At 32.3% G+C, this 22,988-nt stretch carries 17 protein-coding genes; 12 read left to right on the forward strand and 5 right to left on the reverse strand.

From position 1 onward, the window contains the following. The first annotated feature begins 201 nt into the window (after window positions 1-201). The 8 genes from Anndu_RS02555 to Anndu_RS02590 all read left to right on the forward strand — a co-directional run bounded on the left by Anndu_RS02555 (window position 202) and on the right by Anndu_RS02590 (window position 6,687). Window positions 202-1,491, forward strand: a complete 1,290-nt coding sequence (locus tag Anndu_RS02555; RefSeq protein ID WP_464102858.1) for a CO2 hydration protein — start codon at window positions 202-204, stop codon at window positions 1,489-1,491. Window positions 1,492-1,588: 97 nt separating this feature from the next. Then, on the forward strand, window positions 1,589-1,990 hold the full coding sequence (locus tag Anndu_RS02560; protein ID WP_464102859.1) for a fasciclin domain-containing protein: 402 nt from the start codon (window positions 1,589-1,591) through the stop codon (window positions 1,988-1,990). 123 nt (window positions 1,991-2,113) lie between these two features. Then, window positions 2,114-3,136 carry a DNA (cytosine-5-)-methyltransferase gene (gene dcm / locus Anndu_RS02565; RefSeq protein ID WP_464102860.1) on the forward strand — a complete coding sequence of 341 codons (1,023 nt, stop codon included), beginning with the start codon at window positions 2,114-2,116 and terminating at the stop codon, window positions 3,134-3,136. Window positions 3,137-3,159: 23 nt separating this feature from the next. Next, a complete protein-coding gene (locus Anndu_RS02570; RefSeq protein WP_464102861.1) occupies window positions 3,160-3,939 on the forward strand; it encodes a BsaWI family type II restriction enzyme in 780 nt (259 codons plus the stop codon). Window positions 3,940-3,984: 45 nt separating this feature from the next. Then, the gene (gene yidD, locus Anndu_RS02575; RefSeq protein ID WP_464102862.1) at window positions 3,985-4,224 is read left to right on the forward strand and encodes a membrane protein insertion efficiency factor YidD; all 240 of its coding nucleotides are present in this window, start codon (window positions 3,985-3,987) and stop codon (window positions 4,222-4,224) included. A gap of 21 nt (window positions 4,225-4,245) precedes the next feature. After that, window positions 4,246-5,721 (forward strand): bifunctional metallophosphatase/5'-nucleotidase, encoded by a 1,476-nt coding sequence (locus Anndu_RS02580; RefSeq protein WP_464102863.1) that lies wholly within the window; start codon window positions 4,246-4,248, stop codon window positions 5,719-5,721. 190 nt (window positions 5,722-5,911) lie between these two features. Then, the gene (locus Anndu_RS02585) at window positions 5,912-6,223 is read left to right on the forward strand and encodes an RNA recognition motif domain-containing protein (protein ID WP_464102864.1); all 312 of its coding nucleotides are present in this window, start codon (window positions 5,912-5,914) and stop codon (window positions 6,221-6,223) included. Window positions 6,224-6,522: 299 nt separating this feature from the next. Then, window positions 6,523-6,687, forward strand: coding sequence for a hypothetical protein (locus Anndu_RS02590; RefSeq protein WP_464102865.1), 165 nt, complete (start codon window positions 6,523-6,525; stop codon window positions 6,685-6,687). An 83-nt stretch (window positions 6,688-6,770) separates the two neighbouring features. Here Anndu_RS02590 and Anndu_RS02595 read toward each other — a convergent pair whose 3' ends face one another. From Anndu_RS02595 to Anndu_RS02610, 4 genes are read right to left on the reverse strand one after another with little or no spacing between them, the layout of a single operon-like run. After that, window positions 6,771-8,627: a chromosome segregation ATPase gene (locus Anndu_RS02595; protein WP_464102866.1), complete on the reverse strand. Its 1,857-nt coding sequence runs from the start codon at window positions 8,625-8,627 to the stop codon at window positions 6,771-6,773. A gap of 31 nt (window positions 8,628-8,658) precedes the next feature. Then, a complete protein-coding gene (gene argJ / locus Anndu_RS02600) occupies window positions 8,659-9,900 on the reverse strand; it encodes a bifunctional ornithine acetyltransferase/N-acetylglutamate synthase (protein ID WP_464102867.1) in 1,242 nt (413 codons plus the stop codon). 38 nt (window positions 9,901-9,938) lie between these two features. Further along, a complete protein-coding gene (locus tag Anndu_RS02605; RefSeq protein ID WP_464102868.1) occupies window positions 9,939-11,054 on the reverse strand; it encodes a hybrid sensor histidine kinase/response regulator in 1,116 nt (371 codons plus the stop codon). 57 nt (window positions 11,055-11,111) lie between these two features. Further along, entirely contained in the window at window positions 11,112-15,551 is a 4,440-nt protein-coding gene (locus Anndu_RS02610) for a PAS domain S-box protein (RefSeq protein WP_464102869.1), read from the reverse strand. 100 nt (window positions 15,552-15,651) lie between these two features. Between Anndu_RS02610 and rpsD the strand changes: the two genes are divergently transcribed. Next, on the forward strand, window positions 15,652-16,260 hold the full coding sequence (gene rpsD / locus Anndu_RS02615; RefSeq protein ID WP_464102870.1) for a 30S ribosomal protein S4: 609 nt from the start codon (window positions 15,652-15,654) through the stop codon (window positions 16,258-16,260). Between the two features lie 152 nt (window positions 16,261-16,412). Here the strand turns inward: rpsD and Anndu_RS02620 are convergent, their stop codons facing one another. Further along, the gene (locus Anndu_RS02620; protein WP_464102871.1) at window positions 16,413-18,188 is read right to left on the reverse strand and encodes an ArnT family glycosyltransferase; all 1,776 of its coding nucleotides are present in this window, start codon (window positions 18,186-18,188) and stop codon (window positions 16,413-16,415) included. Window positions 18,189-18,431: 243 nt separating this feature from the next. Here Anndu_RS02620 and Anndu_RS02625 point away from each other — a divergent pair, with 243 nt between their 5' ends. The 3 genes from Anndu_RS02625 to Anndu_RS02635 all read left to right on the forward strand — a co-directional run bounded on the left by Anndu_RS02625 (window position 18,432) and on the right by Anndu_RS02635 (window position 22,966). Next, window positions 18,432-19,406 carry an ABC transporter ATP-binding protein gene (locus Anndu_RS02625; protein WP_464102872.1) on the forward strand — a complete coding sequence of 325 codons (975 nt, stop codon included), beginning with the start codon at window positions 18,432-18,434 and terminating at the stop codon, window positions 19,404-19,406. A gap of 178 nt (window positions 19,407-19,584) precedes the next feature. Further along, window positions 19,585-21,177: a hypothetical protein gene (locus tag Anndu_RS02630; protein ID WP_464102873.1), complete on the forward strand. Its 1,593-nt coding sequence runs from the start codon at window positions 19,585-19,587 to the stop codon at window positions 21,175-21,177. Window positions 21,178-21,241: 64 nt separating this feature from the next. Then, window positions 21,242-22,966 (forward strand): hypothetical protein, encoded by a 1,725-nt coding sequence (locus Anndu_RS02635; RefSeq protein ID WP_464102874.1) that lies wholly within the window; start codon window positions 21,242-21,244, stop codon window positions 22,964-22,966. Window positions 22,967-22,988: the final 22 nt, after the last annotated feature.

The raw sequence follows: 22,988 nt of genomic DNA on the forward strand, positions 1-22,988 counted from the left end.
AAATTGTAAAAAATTAATTTAATTTAAAATTATTAATTATTGATTGTGGTACAGACATCTTGCTTTCTAACTAACTAAAAAAGATTTTTGCAATCAATTAATCCTAAAAAATTCATTTTTTTTACAAGCAAGATGCCTGTTGCACACCAATAATAATAATTGTAAATATTCAATTTTTAATAATTAACAGGAGAATCAAAAATGACAGAAATATTAACCAAAATTCCCCCATCAACTCACGAATTTGCTGATATTATTCATCGCTTAGAAGCAGGTGGCTCAATGTTACCAGATACCCCTGAAAATCTAATGCAAATTATCGGCATTTATAAAGCTTATGCTGTGCCAATGGACTTCTATTGGCGCGACTTATTATATATAGCTGAAAGAGTATTTTTAAACCCCTTACCCTTCTTTAAATATTTCCTACCTAAAGAATATTTAGACTTAAAAAATCACTACGCAGGAGACACAGCAGACTTAAGAATTTGGCGAGGTATTGCTGAAGCCCATCCCGAATTAATTGAGTTTATGGAAAAAGGGGAAACTATCAAAGGTTCAAAACTTTTTCATCATCTCTGGCATGACCGAATTAATATGGAATTTGCCGAAGCTTGTATGAGGGCAATGTATTGGCACGGTCGTGATATGGGCATGGGTAAATTTGATTCTTACCTAGACAGTGACGAATATAAACATAACGCAGATCTAGCAATTAAGGCTTATTTTAAAGGAAATCCTGTAATGTTAGGGTTATATAAATTATTTCCTGAAATGTTCTTAGAACAGGTCAGACAACTTTCTTATTATTCTAACTTAGGCCTATTTTGGGAAGTAATGTGTCCTGTGTTTTACGAAATGTCAGATATTTATGATGAAGGAGGTTTTAAAGGCGTTCCTGATGCTATGAATTTCTTAGTTAATGGTATTTTTGCCATCGCCGGAAGACCTATTTATCATCATGTTTATATTGATGGAAAATGTTACGAAATCATCTCAAAATCTAAAGGTTTTACATGGTTATATGAAGCGGCATTACCTTATGTAGAAGCAGTATTTTATCGCACCGCACCCTTCCGAGGAACTAAGTCTTATAATGCCCAAGCAAAACAAGTTCCCGAACATCAAAAAGACTTTCATTATGGCATTTTATATGCTGATGTTTTCCCCGTTGGAACAGCAGGAATACCACCAACATTATTAATGGATGATATGTATCATTTTCTACCTGATTATTTAAAAGAATATTACAAGAAAAATTGTCGAGGAGAAGATGATGAATTGATCCAATTAGGTATTACTTTTCAGCGTTCAATGTATAACGTAACTTCCGCAGTTATTCAAGCATTAAGAACAGCTTTATTATATCCCTTAGATGATCCAAACCCGAAACATTTAATGAAAAATCGTCAATTTTTCGAGGCACAAATGGATCGTTTTAAACGTCCAGAAGCTCGTTTAAGAGATATTCAAAATCCTGATTATAGATAATAAAAAGTCGGGGATTTTAAAAATCTCCGACTTTGAGGTAGTCAAAAATTAAACATTTATTCAATCTGAAAAAATCATTAACAAGGAGTTTTTAAAAATGCCTACAATTGTAGATATTGCTGTTAATAATGATAACTTTAAAACCTTAGTTACTGCCGTTAGTGCCGCCAATTTAGTTGATGTTTTAAATAGCCCCGGCCCCTTTACAGTCTTTGCACCAACGGATCAAGCTTTTGCTAAATTACCACCCGGAACTATCACCACTTTAGTGCAAAATATACCCCAATTATCACGAATTTTAACCTATCATGTAGTACCCGGAAAATTAATGAAAGCCGATTTAGAAAAGGTTAATTCTGTGATTTCTGTGGAAGGATCACCAATTTCTATTGATTGTAGTGATAATTTTGAAGTTAAAAATGCTACGGTAATTATGGCGGATATTGAAGCAGATAACGGCGTAATTCATGTAATTGATAATGTTATTTTAATGGGTTAATTTAATATTAATATTATTAATATTAAATTAAATATAACAATAAAAAGTCGGAGATTGAAAAAATCCCCGACTTTTCTTTAAGGATAAAAATATGTTAAAATAGAAAAAAACTATTTTTTGATCATGATAACATCGAAATTAAATATTTTTAATACACCAAAATTTATTGACTTATTTGCAGGTATTGGGGGCTTTCGTTTAGCTTTTGAATCTTTAGGATGTGAATGTGTTTTCGCATCAGAATGGGATAAATTTTCTCAAAAAGTTTATCAAGATAATTTTGGTGATTTACCCGCCGGAGATATTCAAAAAATAGATGCTAAAATGATACCAGATCATGATATTTTAACTGGTGGTTTTCCTTGTCAACCTTTTAGTATTGCTGGAGTAACTAAACATAATGCTTTAGGTAATGCTCATGGTTTTAATCATCCTACACAGGGAACTTTATTTTTTGAAATAGTCAGAATTTTAAAGGAAAAATTACCGAGAGCTTTTTTATTAGAAAATGTTAAAAATTTACTCAGTCATAACAAGGGAAAAACTTTTAAAATTATTGAAAAAACTTTAACCGAGGAATTAGGTTATTATCTTTATTATCAAGTAATTGATGCTAGTTTATTATTACCTCAACATCGCAAAAGAATTTTTTTAGTAGGTTTTAGAGAACCAATAAAATTTGAATTTCCTAATATAAAAGAGATAGATATTAAGATTAAAGATATATTAGAAAATAATGTAGATCAAAAATATACATTAACCGATCATTTATGGCAATATTTACAAAATTATGCTGAAAAACATAAAGTAAAAGGTAATGGTTTTGGTTATGGTTTAGTTAATTTAGAAGGAAAAAGTCGTACCCTGAGTGCGAGATATTATAAAGATGGATCGGAAATTTTAATACCTCAAAAAGATAAAAATCCTCGCAGATTAACGCCTAGAGAATGTGCGAGGTTGCAAGGTTTTCCTGATAGTTTTAAAATTACAGTAAGTGATACTAGAGCTTATAGACAGTTTGGAAATTCTGTTGCTGTACCTATTGTTAAAGAAATAGCTAAAGCAATGATTCAATCTTTAAATAAGTCTGAAATAGTTAAATTTACTCAAGTTAAACAATTAGAAATGCCTTTAGTTTTTGCTTAATTATTATTTTAAATAATACCATTATGACTTATCAATTAAATCAACAAGAACTCAAAGAATTAAAAAAAATTCAATCTGCATATTATATGCAACCAACTTTATCAAGAATAGATAATTTTATCCAATCATTTAAAGATCAAAAAGAAGGCTGTAAATTAGTCTTTAATGAATTAAATAAAATTATTACTTCTGCTCATTCAGAAGTTGATCAAATTTTAGATAAGCGTTTAAAAGAAAACATAATTAAAGATAAAAGTCAAGCAAAAAAAACCGTTGTTGGAAATACATTTCCTTTTGCTGTTATTTATATTTTTCTGAAAAATAAAATAGTTGGTAATATTAAAGAAAAAATTTTTATTACCAGTCAACCATCTGTTATTGATGGATTTCAAAATATTGCTACAATTAATATTGGTGGAGAAACTCAAAAACCAGATTGTGATTTAATAATTTATTCTCTAAAAGAAGACAATAAATTAGATCAATGTATCATTTTATCTTTAAAAACTTCTTTAAGAGAAAGAGCGGCACAAACTTATAAATGGAAATTATTAATGGAAATTGCCACCTCAAATGATTGCTCTGTTAAAGATAAATATGATATTTCTTATAATGTAGATAATTTACCTAAAATTTGTTTTGCAACTATTAATTTTTATGACGAAATTAATAATCCTCAACAAAGAGGGATGTTAAAGTTTTTTGATCAAGCTTTTATTGCGAAAAATATTACAGTTAATTTGCCTGATTTTATTGCTCCAATGTCAAATTTAATAACTTTTGTTAATAATTTAATCTTATAGTAATATGTTTTATAATTAAAAATAAATAACGCATAATCAATAATCATGTTAAAAAATATTTTAATTTTATTAATTAAAGGTTATAAAGCTTTTATTTCACCTTTATTTCCTCCTAGTTGTCGTTTTAATCCTACCTGTTCTCAATATGGTTTAGAAGCGATCGCCCGTTTTGGAGCTTTCAAAGGCGGTTATTTGACCATTAAACGCATTTTACGCTGTCATCCTTTCCATCCGGGAGGTTATGATCCCGTTCCTCCCTTACTTGAACCTCACAATCATCATTAACCTACCAATCAACAATTTAATATGAAATTTCTTAAAAAATTATTCTTAATCACTTTTTTTACTATCTCCGCAGCCTATCCCGCTTATGGTGAAATAATTAATCTTAATTTGTTACAGGTTAATGACATTTATGAAATAACACCTGTTTCCGGTGGCAAAGTGGGCGGATTAGCTAGATTAGCTACTTTAAGAAAGCAATTATTATCAGAAAATCCTCACACTTATACTATATTAGCCGGAGATTTACTCAGTCCCTCCGCCTTGGGAACAGCTAAAATCAATGGAGAAGCCATCGCCGGCCAGCACATTGTAGATGTGATGAACGCAGTTGGTTTAGATTATGCTACCTTTGGAAATCATGAATTTGATCTCAAAAAAGAAGAATTTTATCAACGCTTAAGAGAATCAAAATTTACATGGTTTTCTAGTAATGTTTTAGATGAAAATGGCCAATTTTTACCAAATATTCCCCAATCTTTAATTTTTGAAATAACAGGAAAAGAAGGTAAAACTATTAAAATAGGGTTAATTGGAGTTACATTACCTAGTAATCCAGCTAATTATATTACCTATTTAGATCCTATTGAAACAGTCAAACAAGAAGTTAATAAAATTAAAGATCAAACTGATATTATTATTGCCGTAACTCATTTAGCTTTAGCACAAGATCAGTATTTAGCAGAAAATATCCCCGAAATTGATTTAATTTTAGGCGGTCATGAACATGAGAACATTCAACAGTGGCGAGGCTCTGATTTTACTCCTATTTTTAAAGCTGATGCCAATGCAAGAACAGCTTATATACATCAATTAAGCTATGATACTGACAAAAATAATTTACAAATTAAATCATATTTACAACCTATTAATGAACAAATACCAGATGATTCTCAAGTTGCACAAATCGTTAATCAATGGTTAGAAAGAGCTTTTAACGCTTTTCGTATCAATGGTTTTGAACCAGAGGAAGTGGTGGCAGATATTAGTGAGCCTTTAGACGGTTTAGAAGCCAGTGTGAGAAATCATCCCACCGGTTTAACCGAGGCGATCGCCCAAGGAATGTTAGAAACCATCCCAGAAGCAGAAATCGCTATTTTTAACGGCGGTTCGATTAGAATAGATGATATTTTACCAGTGGGTATAATTACCCAATATGACATCATTCGGATTTTACCCTTTGGCGGTCAAATTTTATCAGTAGAAATCAAAGGCAGTTTATTAGAAAAAATTTTAAATCAAGGGTTAGCTAATAAAGGCACAGGGGGCTTTTTACAGACGGCGAATATTAGTTTAAATCCCCAAACAAATCAATGGTTAATCAAAAATCAACCCTTAGATATAGAAAAAATCTATCGAGTAGCAATCAATGATTTTTTATTAACAGGGAAAGAAATCGGCTTAGATTATTTAACCTTAGAAAATGCTGAAATCAAGTTAATTAAGCAAGGAGAGGACATTCGATTTAGTTTTATTAACTATTTAAAAAATCAATTTTAAAAAAATATCAAAATATCTTAACTAAACACGGTTTTTTTTTAGAAAAGGTGTTAAAATGGAAAAGTCAGAAAAAAAGAATGGTGATCAATTTTGTTAGTTTGTTTTCAAGTGTTGACAGGTTTGTTCTCCCCAATCTTCTTATCTCGACACAATGTTTAATTTTGATAAATGCCTGATTAGGAGACAATTCATGTCAATTTATGTTGGTAATCTCTCTTATGAGATTGAAGAGAATGACCTCAGAGAGGTTTTCGGTGAATATGGAACAGTTAATCGAGTTTCTATTCCTACAGACCGTGATAGCGGTCGTAAAAGAGGTTTTGCTTTTGTGGAAATGTCATCACCTTCTGAAGAAAATGCCGCTATTGAAAAATTAGATGGTGCAGAATGGATGGGTCGTGACTTAAAAGTCAACCAAGCCAGAGAACGTCAACCCCGTAACAATTCCGGTCGTGGTGGTTACGGTGGCGGTAGAGGCGATAACCGTCGTAGTAGATACTAAAATCAATTCTGCTCATTTAAAAAATTTAAGTTCCCCTTGAATCTTGGTGAAATAATAAATCTGGAATACTAAACCTTATCATCTTAAATAACTTTGATAACTTTGTTTGATATGATAGGTAGTTAGATTGAACATCAATTTTTACTCTTAAAAATTGATGTTCTCTTAAGTTTAATCTTTGATCTGCGTCTAATCTTAAAATTGATGGGAGAATGAAAGATTAAACTTTTGGGGAGAATCCTATTTACTGATATTTCTCACCAAGTTTTTCATTTTAATTCTTTTATGAGGACAAAACAGTGGCTAAACGTCGCAATTTAAAAAAAGAAAAAGCCCTAAGAAATCAGGCTTATGCACGTCATTTCCGTAAACAAACTAATGTTTCTTCCAGAGGAGGAAGTGGTAGACGTTATAACAGCGATCGCAAGGATGATCTTGATTCTCAGGATCAAGATGAAAACTAAATAATTGTGGTATTTAGTTTAACCTTTGCCTCACACCTATTTTTTCCCTTGGGTGTGGGGCTTTTTACGTTTGAGAAATGGGTTTATTGGTACTGTAAAGGGATGTTATCAGGTATGGGATAAGGAGGATTAAGTAAATTTTGCCAGGCCTTGATCTGGATCTGAGCGGAACTATAGGCCGCCGTATAGGAAGGAATTAATTTAGAGATGGTTATGGCATCTTCTAGGGAAATGGTGGCTTGTTCCTGAGCGATGGCTAAGATTTGATAACTCCAACGATTACTCAGTTCCGACACTTGAGGGCTAACACTTGTATTGCGAGGGATATTATTTAAAGTGCGAATAGCTTGGGAAAGGGCTTGATAAGTACCGGCCGAGGCTGTGCGGTTAGCCCTTTGTAAAGTTTCGATCGCCGTCACTTCCCTTCGCCAACTGTTAATTTTACCTTGAGCCTCACCGTATAAAGCTCGATCGGAATTAATATTTTGAGCCACTTGAATGGCTTGATAAAAGTCTTGGGCATTAGCTAGGGCGATGGCCTGATCTAAAATAGGGCGATCCTGTTGGATTTGAATTTGTCCTTGCCATTTGCGAATTAAATCTTTTGCCTCAGAATGGAGAGGCCGATCCACGCCGATCAATCTAGCCTGATCGATCGCCCGTTGTAAAGAATCTATATTGCCACCCCGCGCCCATTGTTTCGCTAAATCTAAAATGGGTTGATCCTCAATAACCGCTATTTGACGAGTCCATGAACGAATTTGATCCTGTGCTTCCTCGTAACGGGGATTACTGGAAGGAATTAAACTGGCTTCAGCAATGGCCGCCTGATAATTACTTTTACTTTCCACCTGTGCATATTCGCGCGCTTGATTTAAACGGGTAACACCGTCAATTTCATTTTGCCATCTATTAATTAAATCCTGTGCATCTTCATATAAAGGATTGCCGATCGCAATTTTTTGAGCCTCATTGATGGCCTCCTCCAAACTTGCCACCGTACCGATTTGAGCCTTAATTCCCGCATTAGCCAGATTACTCCAATTTGTAATTTGATCTTCTAACTGTAAACTAGAGGGAATTTGATTGGAAATTCTAGCTAAAGTATTCCATTGACGATTATCAACAAAAGATTGCATCTTTTTTAATAATTTATTTTGAGCATCACTAATTAATTCTTGAGCCTCTTTATAAGCATAACTATCTTTCTTAAATTGACTAGCAATTTCGATCGCCGTTAATAAACTATCCGCATCCCCATTGCGCAAAGAAACATAAGCCGAATCTAATTTAGCACTTTCATCCTTAGCTAGTTGAATTTTACTAACTAATTCTTCATATTTAGTAATAGCCCAATAACGATTTTTCAAATTAGTTAAATTAACGGCATCACTAAAGGCTTTATTCCATTCAGAAGAACGTAAATTAAATTCAGCCTCTTTAATAATACTTTCACCTTTTGACCAAATTTCACGCCATGTTTTTAATCTTTCTTCTACCACTTGATAAGCTTGAGAATTAAAAGGTATTTTTTGGGCAATGGCGATGGCCTGATCTAGTCTGCCCTCTTGAAATTCTTTTTCCCCCAATTCTAAAATTTGTCCTGCCCATTCTTCCCGATATTTTTGAATATTTTTTTGTAAAGGATGATCACTAGGAATTTTATCCATTAAAGCAATGGCATTGAGCAGATTTTCCACTCCCCCTTTCTGTGCTTCAAGTTCAGCACAATAAAGACGAGTGGAAGCAGAGGCAATTGGTAAATAAATGGTAGCACAATTAGGATTAGGAGATAATTTTAACAGAGTAGCAGTAGCAAAATAGCCAATACTACCTGAAATTAAAACTAAAATAATCCCCCATAACTGCCAACTAAATAACCATTTATTTTGTACTTTTGAGGCAGTAGAATCATCAACATTTGGCATAATTTTAATCATTGGTCACTGTTCACTGTTCACTGGTCATTGGTTAAGTTGTGTATTCAGCATTAATCTTGACATAATCATAACTTAAATCACAACCCCATGCGATCGCTGATCCCGATCCATTACCCACAGAAACGGAAATTAAAACCGTATCATCCTGTAAATAAGCACCTTGGGAAGCCTTTTTCATATAGTCACTGGCCGCCTGACGATCGAACGTTAAAGGTTGACCATTTTCCATCATTAAAAACTCACCTAGTTTAATCTGTAAATTATTTTGATCAAACACTACTCCCGCACGGCCGGCCGCCCCTGCAATACGTCCCCAGTTAGGATCCCGTCCAAAAATAGCCGATTTAACCAACGATGATCCCACAATGGTTTTAGCGATCGCAGCGGCGGAGGTTTCATCCTGTGCGCCCGTTACCTGTACCTCCAATAAACAAGTTGCCCCCTCACCATCACGAGCGATCGCCTTAGCCAAATGTTGACACACAGCCGTTAACATAGCCTCTAACTTTTCGCCATTAGCATTCATCTCGGTGATCGTAGTGGTGCGAGATTGACCATTAGCTAAAGCAATTACGGTATCATTGGTACTGGTATCACCATCTACGGTAATTTGATTAAAACTCTTATTGACCGCCCTTGTTAACATTTCCTGCCATAAATGGGGAGAAACGGCCGCATCACAGGTAATAAAACCTAACATTGTCGCCATATTGGGGTGGATCATGCCCGATCCCTTACAAATACCGCCGATCCTCACCGGCCGCCCCTCAATGGTGGTTTCTAAGGCAATAGACTTAGTAATTAAATCAGTGGTAATAATAGCTTTAGCCGCCTGATCTCCCCCTTGGGTGGATAGGGTTGAGACGACTTGAGGGATACCCTTCAACATTTGATCCATTTTGATGCGATGGCCGATCACCCCTGTGGAAGCCAATAAAACCGCCTCTGGAGAAATATTTAAAGTTTGTGCCAAGGTTTGGGCGCATTGTAAAGCATCTTGCCACCCCTGTTCACCCGTGGCCGCATTAGCTTGACCCGCATTAACTAAAATTGCCTGTGCGTAAGGCTTTGCCTGTAATCTTTGTTTACAATAGTCCACACAGGCCGCCCTGACTTGACTTTGGGTAAAAAGTCCGGCGGCGATCGCTTCGGTTTCGGAAAAAATTAAAGCCAGATCCGGTTGTCCTGAAGGTTTTAGTCCGGCAGTTATTCCGGCGGCCTGATAGCCTCTTGGTGCGGTAACATTACCTTGTATTGCTGTCCAGTCTCCCATTGATGTTATACCTCAACGCCTTTTTAATTGATGGATTATTATAGTCTATTTTGGATCATAATTCTGGGAAAATAAACTTCAAATATTGTTCCTTGATTAAGTTGTGTTTGAAATTTAATTTGTCCCCCCTGTAATTCTACTGCTTTTTTGACAATTGATAAACCTAATCCGTTGCCTTTAATTGTACCCACATTTTCCGCTCTTTGAAATAATTGAAACATTCTTGCTTGATATTCAGGAGGAATACCCATGCCCTGATCCTCAACTGAAAATTTAATTTCTTCATTAGTCCATGTTAAATTAACATTAATTTCCCCGCCTTTGGGTGAATATTTAATCGCATTAGATAATAAATTATTTAAAATTGTGCGCGTTAAATTACGGTCTATATCCGTAATACATTCTTGAGATTGTGAGGAAAAATTAAGGATTTGATTTGGGTCTAAATTAGGATAAAATCCATCAATTATTGATTGGAAAAATTCAACTATATTAATAGTTTCTCGATAAATTTTTAATTTTCCTTCTTCAGCCCGACTAATTAATAATAATTCTTCAAGGGATTCATTCATATTAAAAACTGCTTCTTTAATTTTATCAAAATAAAGTTGTTTTTTTTCCTCTGTAAGTTGATCGCCATAATCTTTTAATAATTCTGAAAATCCTAAAATATTAGTTAAAGGGGAACGTAGATCATGGGAGGCCACTGCTAAAGCATGGGTTTTCATTTGATTTAATTCTTCTGCTTTTTTTAATAATTCTTGATATTTTTTTTCGTCTTCATATTTTTGCAAAGCAATTTCAATAACGGCGCTGAGATCTTTTAATTTATATGGTTTAACTAAATAACCGTAGGGTGAAGTTGTTTTCGCTTGTTTTAAGGTATTAGGATCGGCGTATGCTGTTAAATAAATAATAGGAATATTCAGGTTTTTCCTAATTTCTTCTGCTAATAAAATACCATTATCATTACCCTTTAATTTTATATCCATTAAAATTAAATCTGGTAATTTTTCAGTTAATTTTTTAAGAGCTTTTTGATGGGAATTAGCGATTCCTGTTACTTGATAGCCTAATTTTTCTAGGTCAATTCTTAAGCTATCGGCGGCGATTAATTCGTCTTCAACAATTAATATTTTTGTAAGTTCTTTCATAACAGTTAATAGAAAATAATGAATAATTGACAAATAACCAATAACGAATAACCCAAATTATGATAAAATTTCTAAATGAAAAGAAGTCCCTTGATTTGAAGTTTGAAAAGTTAATTCTCCATCTAATTGTTCAGTTAAAATTCTAACTAATCTTAAACCTAAAGAATCGGCTTGTTCAATATTAAGATTTTGAGGCATTCCTTGACCATTATCTTCTACCATTAAATGAATTTTTTGGTGATTATCTTGATGTAAACTAATGGTTAATTGTCCTGATTTTTTCTGCGCAAAAGCGTGTTTAAAAGCATTTGTTACTAACTCATTAATTAACAATCCACAGGGAATAGCTATTTCAAGATCAAGATGTAATGATTCTACATCTATAATTGCTTTAATTCGATCGGGATCAGGATTATAAGATGATAATAAATTATTAACTAAACGATGTAAATATTCTTTAAAATCAATTTGTGCCAAATCATCTGATTGATATAATTGTTCATGAATCATGGCCATAGTTTGAATGCGATTTTTACTATCTTGAAAAAACTCGATTACCTCCGGATCTTCAACATAAGTAGACTGAATATTTAATAAACTAGAAATGACATAAAGATTATTTTTTACTCGATGATGAATCTCTTTTAATAATACTTCTTTTTCGCTTAAACTTGCTCTTAATTTTTCTTCAGCCTGTTTTCTTTGGGTAATATCGCGCATTACGCCGATCACCTGTCTAGGCTGGCCTTGATATTGGCCGTGCATGACTCCACGATCATATACCCAACGGTAACTGCCATTTTGATGTCGTAAACGATATTCTAAATCATAAAGTTTATCTTCAGAAAATGCACGTTTAATTTCACTCATTACTAGGGGCAGATCATCGGGATATATTCTTTCTAACCAACTATTTTCATCAGTGCCAATTTCATTTTTATTATAACCTAAAACCTTCTCATAATGCCCCTCCCAATGGATTTTTTTCTGAGGAATAAAACGATCATAAACTATTTCACCTAAGGCTTCAACTATTGATTTATTTCTGCGCATTAATTCCCCTTGTAATCTTTCTGCTTCTTTACGATCGCTGATATTTTCTACTACATAAATAAAATATTTTGGTTGACGGGTATGATCTCTCATTAAAGACACCAAAACATTAACCCAGCGTACCGTGCCATCCTTACAAACATAACATTTTTCCATACTAAAATTCTCTCTTTCTCCTGCTAATAATTGAGCAATATATTCTTGATTTTTTTCCCGATATTTAACCGCCGTAATATCATAAAAAGTACGTTGTAATAACTCAAAATGGGAATAACCCACAATCTCACAAAACTTCTGATTAACTCGGAAAAAACATCCATTTAAGTTACAAATGCTCATCCCCACCGCCGCCTGTTCAAAAATAGCTCTAAACCTTTCTTCACTATCCCACAAAGCCTCCTCCGCAATAAAACGATCATTAATATCTTGAATAATGCCAATAAAATATTTAGGAAATTGGGGAGATTCCCACACTAAAGACATGGTTAAATTCACCCATCTAATAGTTTGATTTTCGCAAATAACACGAGTTTCAATAGAAATATTAGATTGATTTTTAGTTAATAAATCACTTAAATACGTTAAAGTTTCCGACACATCATCGGGATGAATTAAATCTTGAAAATTGAGTTTTTTGAGTTGTTCTTCTGAAAATTGAACAATCTGCATAAATTTATCATTTATTACGAAAAATTGACCGGAAATTGACATTTGTACAATGCCAACGGCCGCTTGATTAAAAATACTTCTAAATCTTTCTTCACTTTCTTTTAAAGCTTTTTCTGTTACAGTTATTTCATGGCCACAAATAATTACTCCAACAGCGTTATTATCCCCATTTTCTAAGGAATTAAGATTCCATAACATTAATTTTTGACTGCCATCTTTCGTTAAAAAATTACTTTCATAATGTTTAATTTCCGAGCGATTAAACATGATTTCTGTGATTAATTTAGTCGTAACTTTTCGATCTTGAGGTGATAGAAATAATAGTAAATAATTCTCTCCTAATACTTCATCACGAGTATAACCAGAAATATTTTCCGCCGCTTCATTCCATTCTAAAATTAAATAATCAGAGGATAAAACGATAATAACCGTCCCTGCGGTTTGAATAAAAGTGCGGAATTTTGTTTCACTTTCCCTTAAGGCAATTTCTACTTTTTTGGTATGGGTAATATCTCGATATAACCATAAATCACCGGAATACTGATGATTAACCCAAATTGGAACATAACTTTGCTCAATAATTGTCCCATTATTAAGCCGATATTCTTCGTCCATCACCACTTGACGTTGAGCTAAAATCTCTTTTTGACGGTGTAAATAGCCTTGAGGATCAATAAAAATAGCTTCATAACTTTGGCCACAACAATAAGAATCTGATTGATTAAGATTTATATTAGGAATAAATGATTTAAAAATTTTATTTAAAGCTTGATTCGCTAAAATAATCTGATTTTTTTCATCTTTTACTAAAATTCCCATTTGTAAATTTTCCATTAAAGCCATTAAGCGTGAAGTGGTATTTTGTAAGTCTTCCGTGCGTTCTTTAACTCTTTTTTCTAATTCTTCATTGAGAGTTTTTAGTTCTTCTTCAGCGATTTTACGTTGGGTAATATCCTCAGCAATACCTACAATTCGATAAACTTCGCCCAAATGATTATGAACTGCAAAAGTGCGACACCACAGCCACCGAATTTCACCGTCAGGGCGAATAATGCGATATTCTTGATTATAGTGTTTGTGAGCTAAGGGATGGTCAAAATACTGTTTAATTTCTTCTCGATCTTCGGGATGAATCCTCTCAATCCACAGGGAAGGATTAAGATATAAATTTTCACAGGAAATACCCCACACATCTTCAAAAGCAGGGCTAATATAGGTTAAATTTTGAGATTGACTGTCTTGAATAAAAAAGATTTCCCTGATATTTTCGGCGATATGACGGAATTTTTGCTCACTAGCATTTAATTTTTCCTTTGTTTCTTTATTTTTGGTAATATCTCGCCCAACGGCATAAATTAGGTTATCTTCGTATGGATAAGCCTTCCAAGAAATCCAACAGTAACTGCCATCGGCTTTACGATAACGATTTTCAAAATGATGAGAGGAAATACCCTGACTAAGTTTATTAATTTCCGTAATAGTTGGGTTAATATCTTCGGGATGTAATAAAGAAATAAAAGAGGCTTGAAGTAAATATTCCTCTGAATAACCTAAAATATTAACGAAACTAGGATTAATTCTTCTAAAATAACCATCAGTTCCCGCAATACAAAATAAATCTAATGATAAATTAAAAAAGCGATCCAATTCTTCTTTGGCTTGATAGCGTGACACTTCCGAGGCCAAAATATTGGCCACTCCCTCCAAAAATTTAACATCTTCTGAAGAAAAAGAATGTTTTTGATTGGTATAAATATTTAAAATTCCAAAGGGATTTTTTTCCCCTTCAATTAAAATAATAATGCCACTAATTAAATTTTCATTATGTAAAAAAGGTGTGCCACTAAAACGAGTTTCTACCCTTAAATCGTCTATAACAATTGGTTTTTTATGAAAAAGAATATAGCCGGCCGGAGAGTGGGGATCAGCAGTCATGACTATTTTACCAATCCATTGTTGATTCCAACCTATTCCTTCTCTTAAAATAAATGCTAATCCATTAGGCAATAATTCTAAAATACTACAATAAGCAATTTTAAAATATTTACTAACCACTTTGATGGCTTGTTTCATCAATTGATTAAAGTTATCATTTTTAATAGCAAATTGCCTTAACTCCGCTAGGAGATTTTGGATTTTTTGTTGGTGTTTTAATTGCTTTTCAAATTGGGTTTTTTTAACTGATTTTTCCGTTAATTCCTGATAGATTTTACCCTGTTGAATGGCGATCGAAAGATGAACAGCTAAATTTTGTAATAATTCTAATTCTGAATTACGCCAATAACGAATATGGGAACATTGTTGGGCTACTAATAAGCCCCAGAGCGATTTTTCTTGATTTTTCCGATCTAAAATTTGGGGCGACATTTCCACAATGGGAATAACCAAATTAGCTCGAACTTGCATTTTTGCTAACAGTTCGAGATAACAGGAAGATAAATTAGCCTCGTAAATATTACTAATTGCTTGAATCCGGCCATTTTGATAAGGTTCGAGCCACTTTTGAGCAAAACAATAATCATAAATTTTATGGCCTAACAAATGATTCCATTTTCCCGTCACAGCTTCAGCCACCACCATGCCACTACCATCATTTTGTAATTGATAAATAATGACCCTTTCTGTTTTCAGAAATTGTTGAATTTCCGTGACAGTAGTTTGTAAAATTTCATTGAGATTAAGTGATTGACCAATTCTTAAGGCCAAATCAAATAATAGTTTCTCGCCCTTAACTGGAGGTTTCACCGTGACATTGGGAGCAAAATTTTTCATCATCTTCACCCGATGTAATTCTTTTTTGATCAAATTACCCTTTAATATTATAATAATGAATTTGGGGCAAAATTTAGAAAATAACATAGGAGAATTACAATATATGTCTCGATATAGAGGGCCACGTCTTAGAGTTGTACGGCGTTTAGGGGAATTACCCGGATTATCTCGCAAAAATCCTCGCCGCGCTTATGCACCAGGACAACATGGACAAAGTCGCAAAAAACGCTCTGAATATGCGATCCGTTTAGAAGAAAAACAAAAATTACGTTTTAACTACGGTGTTACCGAAAAACAGTTAATTCGTTATGTGAAAAAAGCTCGTCGTGCTACTGGTTCAACGGGTACAAGCTTGTTACAATTATTGGAAATGCGCTTGGATAACACGGTGTTCCGTTTAGGGATGGCAGGGACAATTCCGGCGGCACGTCAGTTGGTGAACCATGGACATATTACTGTTAATGGCAAAGTGGTGGATATTGCTAGTTATAATTGTCGGCCGGGAGATGTGATCACCGTCAGAGATCGGGATCGTTCTCGTCGTCAAGTTCAAACCAATATGGAATATCCGGGTTTATCTAATTTACCAAGTCATTTAGAATTTGATAAAAATACCATGATTGGTAAAGTTAACGGTGTGATCGAAAGGGAATGGATCGCTTTACAAATTAATGAACTGTTAGTTGTTGAGTATTATTCTCGTAAGGTATAAACGCTATATAAATTTATTAAAAAATGCTTTTATTTTAAGGGAATCCGTCAGAACATAACCTTAATTATTTATATTTATTAATTCGTAGGGGTCAACCATTGTTGACCCCTACAGTCTTTTTACTAATAATTGATATTGAATAATTGACTATTTTAAAACATGGCTAAACCTACGGTTTTTCTTAATCTAATTAGTTGATAAACTCCTTGTTGATCAATGAGATCATAACTATTTTTAGTTAAATTTAATTCAGCAATTTTTTCCGGTTGGGCAATAATTAAAAAACTATTAGCTCCTTGATTGGTGGCATGATTAAGATAGCTTAAAGCTTCCGATGTACTATTAAAAAATTTTACCGGATGTTGACTATAAAATACTAAACTAGGGCGAATAAAACCAATTAATAAAACTTCTTCTTGAGTCTGTTTCATTTGTTGAATTGTTAGGCCTAATTTTCTTAAAGGTAATTGGGCATCAAGATCATAAATTTTCGCATTAGGTAATAGAAAAGTGGGAATAAAGATTAAAAATCCTAAAGCATTTGTTAACCATAAATAACTTTTTTGTTGAGGTTTAAATAATAAAATAATACTAATAATTGCCATTAATATCCATAGGATAGAAGCTATTTCTGGGGTAGGGGATAAAGTTAAATCTTTTTGAAGATTAGGTGTTAAAGGATTATTTCCTAAAAAGTTAGGAAGATTAAAACTTGCCCAGGCCATTGCTATTAAAATTATAATGTTAAAAATAGCGGTTAAATTATAAGCCCATGTAGGAAAATTTGGTTTTGATTTAGTAATTATTTCTTGCCATGTGAAAGTAATTAAAATTGCTTCAGCAGGTAAAACTGGTAAAATATAACTAGGTAATTTAGTAACAGAAATTGAGAAAAAGGTAAAGATAACAACTAACCAAATTAAAGCAAATAAACTTAATTGATTTTCTCGATTTTGCTCAATATAATGGTTTCTTTGCCAAAATTTTAATCTAATAATTGCTAAGGGTAAATAACATGACCAAGGAATTAAACCGCCAAATAAAACAGGAAAGAAATAATACCAAGGGCCGGGATGATTACTGACTACGGTTGTAAATCTTTCAAAATTATGATAACCGAAAAAAGTATCAATATATTCCGATCCATGTTTAAGACTAATTAAAATAAACCAAGGTACTGTTATAATGATAAATAATGGCATACCTAAATGTAATTTTAGTTCCCTTAAAACTGGTTTCCATTGTTTAACATAAATGGAAAAACTTGCAATAATAATGACGGGAAATAAGATACCAATAGGCCCTTTTGTTAAGACAGCTAAAGCGGAAAAAACATAAAAAGCTAAATACCAAAAAGTTTTAATTTTCGGTTTTTCTTGATGATGAATATAACCAATAAAAAATGATAATAAAGCTAAACTAATATTACTAGATAATAACATATCTGAAACCCCTGTTCTTGACCAAGCAATCCAAGCTGGATTTAAGATGGTTATTAATGCTCCAATGGTGGCAATTAAGAGATTTTTATGATTAGTTAAATCTGGATTTTCTTGAGTAATTAATATTTTTTGATTGACTAAATAAATGAGATAAAAAACTAATAAAACTGTAAGTAAACCAAACAAAGCTGAGGGTAATCTAGCGGCCATTTCATTAATACCAAATATTTTAAAAGAAATGGCCATTAACCAATAAATTAAAGGCGGTTTATCAAAACGAGTCGCATCATTCCAATAGGGAGTAAGCCAATCTCCTGTAATAACCATTTGACGGGCGGCCTCCACAAACATTGGTTCAGTTTTATCTATTAAACCAATATTTCCTAATTGATAAAAAAAGGCGATCAAAGCTGTCAAAATAACTATTAAAATAGCAATAATTGTTGCTTGTTTTTGAGTTAAATTAAGATTTTTGAAGGTTAACATTTAGCGAAAAAAATTTTTTAAAATAAAAATTATTATACATTCAATAATTGACAATTGATTAATAATTAATCAAAAATTTAACTAATTTAAAAACTAATCTGTTTTTTATAATATTTTATTTATTATATAGTATTTTTACCGAGTTTTTAATTATATTAAATTTTATCATTTTTCCGTAGAACAGGTTAAGCTAATTGTAGATAGATTTTAGTTAAAAAATATAGCTTTTGATGGTTATTAATTATGGTTAATCTGATGGAAGATCAACATAAAGAGCGTTTTGCGATCGCAACTTATGGTTTAACTAAGCAATTTGAACGACAAATTGCCGTTAATGATTTAGAATTACAGGTCGATCGGGGTGAAGTATATGGCTTGATCGGGCCTAACGGTGCGGGGAAAACCACCTTGATCCGAATGTTAGCGGCGGCGGAAGAACCCACCACAGGGGAAATCTATATCAATGGGCAACGATTATTAAGGGATGACAGTAATCCCCGTTTAAAGCAAAGTTTAGGTTATTTACCAGATGATTTTCCCCTTTATGATGATTTAACCGTGTGGGATTATTTGGATTATTTTGCGAGGCTTTATTATTTAAAACAGCCTAAAAGACGTTTAAGACTCAATGAAGTGTTAGAATTAGTTGATCTTACTAGCAAAAGAAATAGTTTAATTTCCACTTTATCAAGGGGCATGAAACAGCGTTTAAGCTTGGCTAGAACGATTATCCATGAACCTGTATTATTATTATTAGATGAGCCTGTTTCCGGTTTAGATCCTCGCGCTAGAATGCACTTTAGAGAAATTATTAAAGTTTTGCAAGAAGTGGGCATGACAATTTTAATTTCTTCTCATGTTTTATCAGATTTGGCAGAACTTTGCACCTCGGTGGGTATTATGGAATTAGGGTATTTAGTAGAAAGTTGTTCACTTGATGATTTATATAAGCGTTTATCTCATCAACAAATTATCATTTCTACCCTTGGCAAAATGGACGCTTTAGAAAGTGAATTAAAAAATAATTCTTCTGTTCAAGGTTGGGAAAATTTAAACAAAGATAATACTTTAAAAGTTAATTTTTCAGGTACTTCTGAAGATATTTCTGTCTTATTAAAACAATTAATTAATCAAGATATTCCTATTACAGAATTTCATTGTAAAACAGAAGATTTAGAAACAATTTTCTTAAAAATGGGGCATCAACAAGTCAGTTAACAGTAATCAGTAATCAGTAATCAGTTATTAGGAGTACAGGCATCTTGCCTGTAACAATAATGTTTTTTAATAGGCATCTCATCTGTAATAATAATATTTTTTAACAGGCAAGATGCCTGTATCACTTTAAAATAACTAATAACTAATAACGAATAAACAATAACAAATAACCAATATTATGTTTACAAAAATATTAGATCAAATTGGCGATTTTAACCCTCAATTATTCCGAGAGTTAAAAGGTAATTTTAAAAATCGCAATCTTATTTTAAGCTTAACGATTACCTTAATTATACAAGTATTAATGTTTTCAACATTTTCTGAAAATAACTGTATTCAATACGATCCAGTTAATAATATTTGTCAGAAATCAGTCTGGAATATTGAATGGCAATCTCTCTTTAAAAGCTTCAATTATTTAATTCCTTTTATTGCTTATTTAGGCGGAGTTTATCAAATTACATCAGATTTAAGCAAAGAACAAAGCCGAGGAACTTTAAATTTTATTCGCTTAACTCCCCAATCAAGTTATCGAATTTTATTAGGTAAAATCTTAGGCGTTCCCAGTTTAATTTATCTTGGTATTCTCTTAAGTATTCCTCTCCATTTTATCGCCGGAATTAACTCGCAAATTTCCATTTTTTGGCTATTGGGAATGTATAGTTTATGGATCGCAGGAGGTTTATTATTTGCGATTTTCTCAGTATTTTATACCCTTTTAATTACCTCAAAAAATAACTCTTTTGTTTCTAGTAATACTATTACAGGTTTTGGTTGTTTGATCCCTTTTTTATTGGGGATTCCATACACCCAATTAATTGATTTTAGTCATCAATTATATCACCCGGAATTATATCCCGACTATTATCATTATTATCAACCTGATTTAACTTGGTTTACATGGTTTTTATTACCATTAGGAAGCATTCCCTTTTTAGCTTATTTATGGTTAATAATTTCAATTTTAACTCTTACCTATTGGTTTTGGGAAGCTGTTAATAGAAACTTTAATAATCCTAACAATACACCCCTAAGCAAAATTCAAGGTTATGGTTTAATCAATTCTTTTCAAATTTGGTTATTAGGCTTTCTTATTCCCACTTATCAAGGAGGAATTAAAATAGATCATTTTGCATTAGGATTTGCTTTTATCTTTACTTTAATTCCTATTTGTTATTTAATCTTAATCTCCTCAATTACGCCCCACCGTCAAAATTTATTAGACTGGGCTAGATACCGTCATAAAATGAATGAAAATCAACCCCTTTGGCAAGACTTATTAATAGGAGAAAAAAGCCCCTCTTTTCTAGCGATCGCTGTTAATGGGTTAGTTACTTTTATCCTGTGGAGTAGTTGGGTTTTCTTAATACCAAAAGAACAAGGATTTAATCTGGATGAATTTACAATTACTGAAATAATATTAGCATTAATTTTAACCATAAATATAGGTTTAATTTATGCTATAATTATTCAACATTGCCTACTTATGAAAACCAATAAAAGAGAAATTTTCGCCGCAATTATTTTGGGAATTGTGATCATTTTACCCGTATCATTAAGTATTGCTTTTACCCTAAAAATACCAGATTTTACCTTAATTTGGACTTTATCTCCTGTTCCAATTTGTGCCTTTATAAAAGGAGGAATACCTACATTTATCGCAGGTTTTTTTATTCAAATTGGAATTTTAAGTTGGTTAACTTCCTCTTTAATTAAAAAACTAAAAATTGCAGGGGAATCGGAAACAAAATCAATTTTAGCTAGTCAATAATAAGCAATCAGTAAAAAGTAAAAAGTAAAAAGTAATAACCAATAACCACTAAGCAATAAAGACTATGAAAGAAAAAATTATTAATCAAATTGCAAATTGGAATCCCCAATTATTTAGAGAAATTAAAGGAAGAATTAACAAAAATAATTTAATTCTGGCCTCTTTTATTTCGATCATTGGACAGTTTTTAATTTATATCTTGATGCAGGGTAAATTACCCCAACCTTACGATAATTTTCATCGTTATTGTGTCGGTATTCCTCCCACAAATACCTATCCAGATTATTACTATGGAAATTATGGCAATCCTAACAATTATTGTGTCAGAGATCAATTAGGAAATATTGTACATCTTTTCCATCAATTATGGTGGTTAGATCTATTTATTACCTTAAGTATAGTGGGAATATTTGTGTTATTAGTTGGCGGTACATATACGTTAATTGCTGACTTATCAAAAGAAGAAAATAAAGGCACATTAAACTTTATTCGTCTTAGCCCTCAATCGGTCAAAACTATTTTTCTTGGTAAAATTTTAGGTGTGCCAAGTATCATTTATTATACCTGTTTCTTAGCAATTCCTTTTCATTTGTGTGCCGCTATCTTTGCCCATATTCCTATACATTTAATCTTAGTTTTTTATTTAGTAATAATATTTAGTTGTGCTTTCTTTTATCATACCGCTTTAACTTATAGTTTAGTTAGTTCAAATTTAATCGGTTTTCAAGCTTTTTTAGGAAGTGGAATTGTTTTATTATTTCTTTCAATGACTACTACCATTTTAGTTAATAGTTATAATAGTATAATTGTGGGAAATGCTATTGATTGGTTAATGATTTTTAATCCTACAATCTTTTTAACATTTTTAGTAGATGCCACTAAAATTAATCCCGATACAGTCAACTATTTAAGTTTAAATAAATTACAAAATTTACAATTTTATAAACAACATTTCTGGCAAACTATTTGGTCTAGTTTTGGATTTATAATTATTAATTATTCCCTCTGGACTTATTGGTTAACTCAAGGAATTAAACGGCGTTTTCATAATCCTTTAGGCACATTAATTACAAAAAAACAAAGTTATTTAATCACCATTTGTTTTATCATTATCAATTTAGGTTTTAGTTTAGAAACTAATCATTCTTCTTTCTATGAAAATATTACTTTAGCACTCTTTTTAAACTTAATTTTGTTTTTAATTTTAACAGCCGCTTTAAGCCCCCACCGCCAACAATTACAAGATTGGGTAAGATTTCGCCATCAAAATATCAGAAAATCTAGTTTACTTCAAGAATTAATTTTCGGAGAAAAAAGCCCCTCCATATTAGCGATCGCCCTGAATATTACCATCACAATTACTTATTTTTTAGCGATGATTTTCTTATTAAAAATTAACTCATCTCCAATTAATGATCAAGATAAATTAGGCCTATTTTGGGGGATAATACTTAACGCAATTATTGCTGTATTATATGCAACAATTACTCAATTTATTCTCTATCAAAAAACAGCAAAAAGAACTATTTTGGCCGGTTTTACTATTATTACAATGATGATTTTACCCTATCTAATTTTAGGAATTTTAAATATTAATCCCCAAAACCATTGGTTATGGTTATTCACTCCATTACCAATTGTAGCAACTAAATATTGTCTTTCCGAAGTAATTTTCTTTAGTATGATCACCCAAACTTTTGTAATTTTAGTATTAACAAATCAGATCAAAAAACAATTACAAAAAGCCGGAGAATCAGAAACAAAAGCACTTTTATCAGTTGACAATTGACAGTAAACAGTTGACAATTACC

Source organism: Annamia dubia NIES-4383 (genome assembly GCF_055394725.1).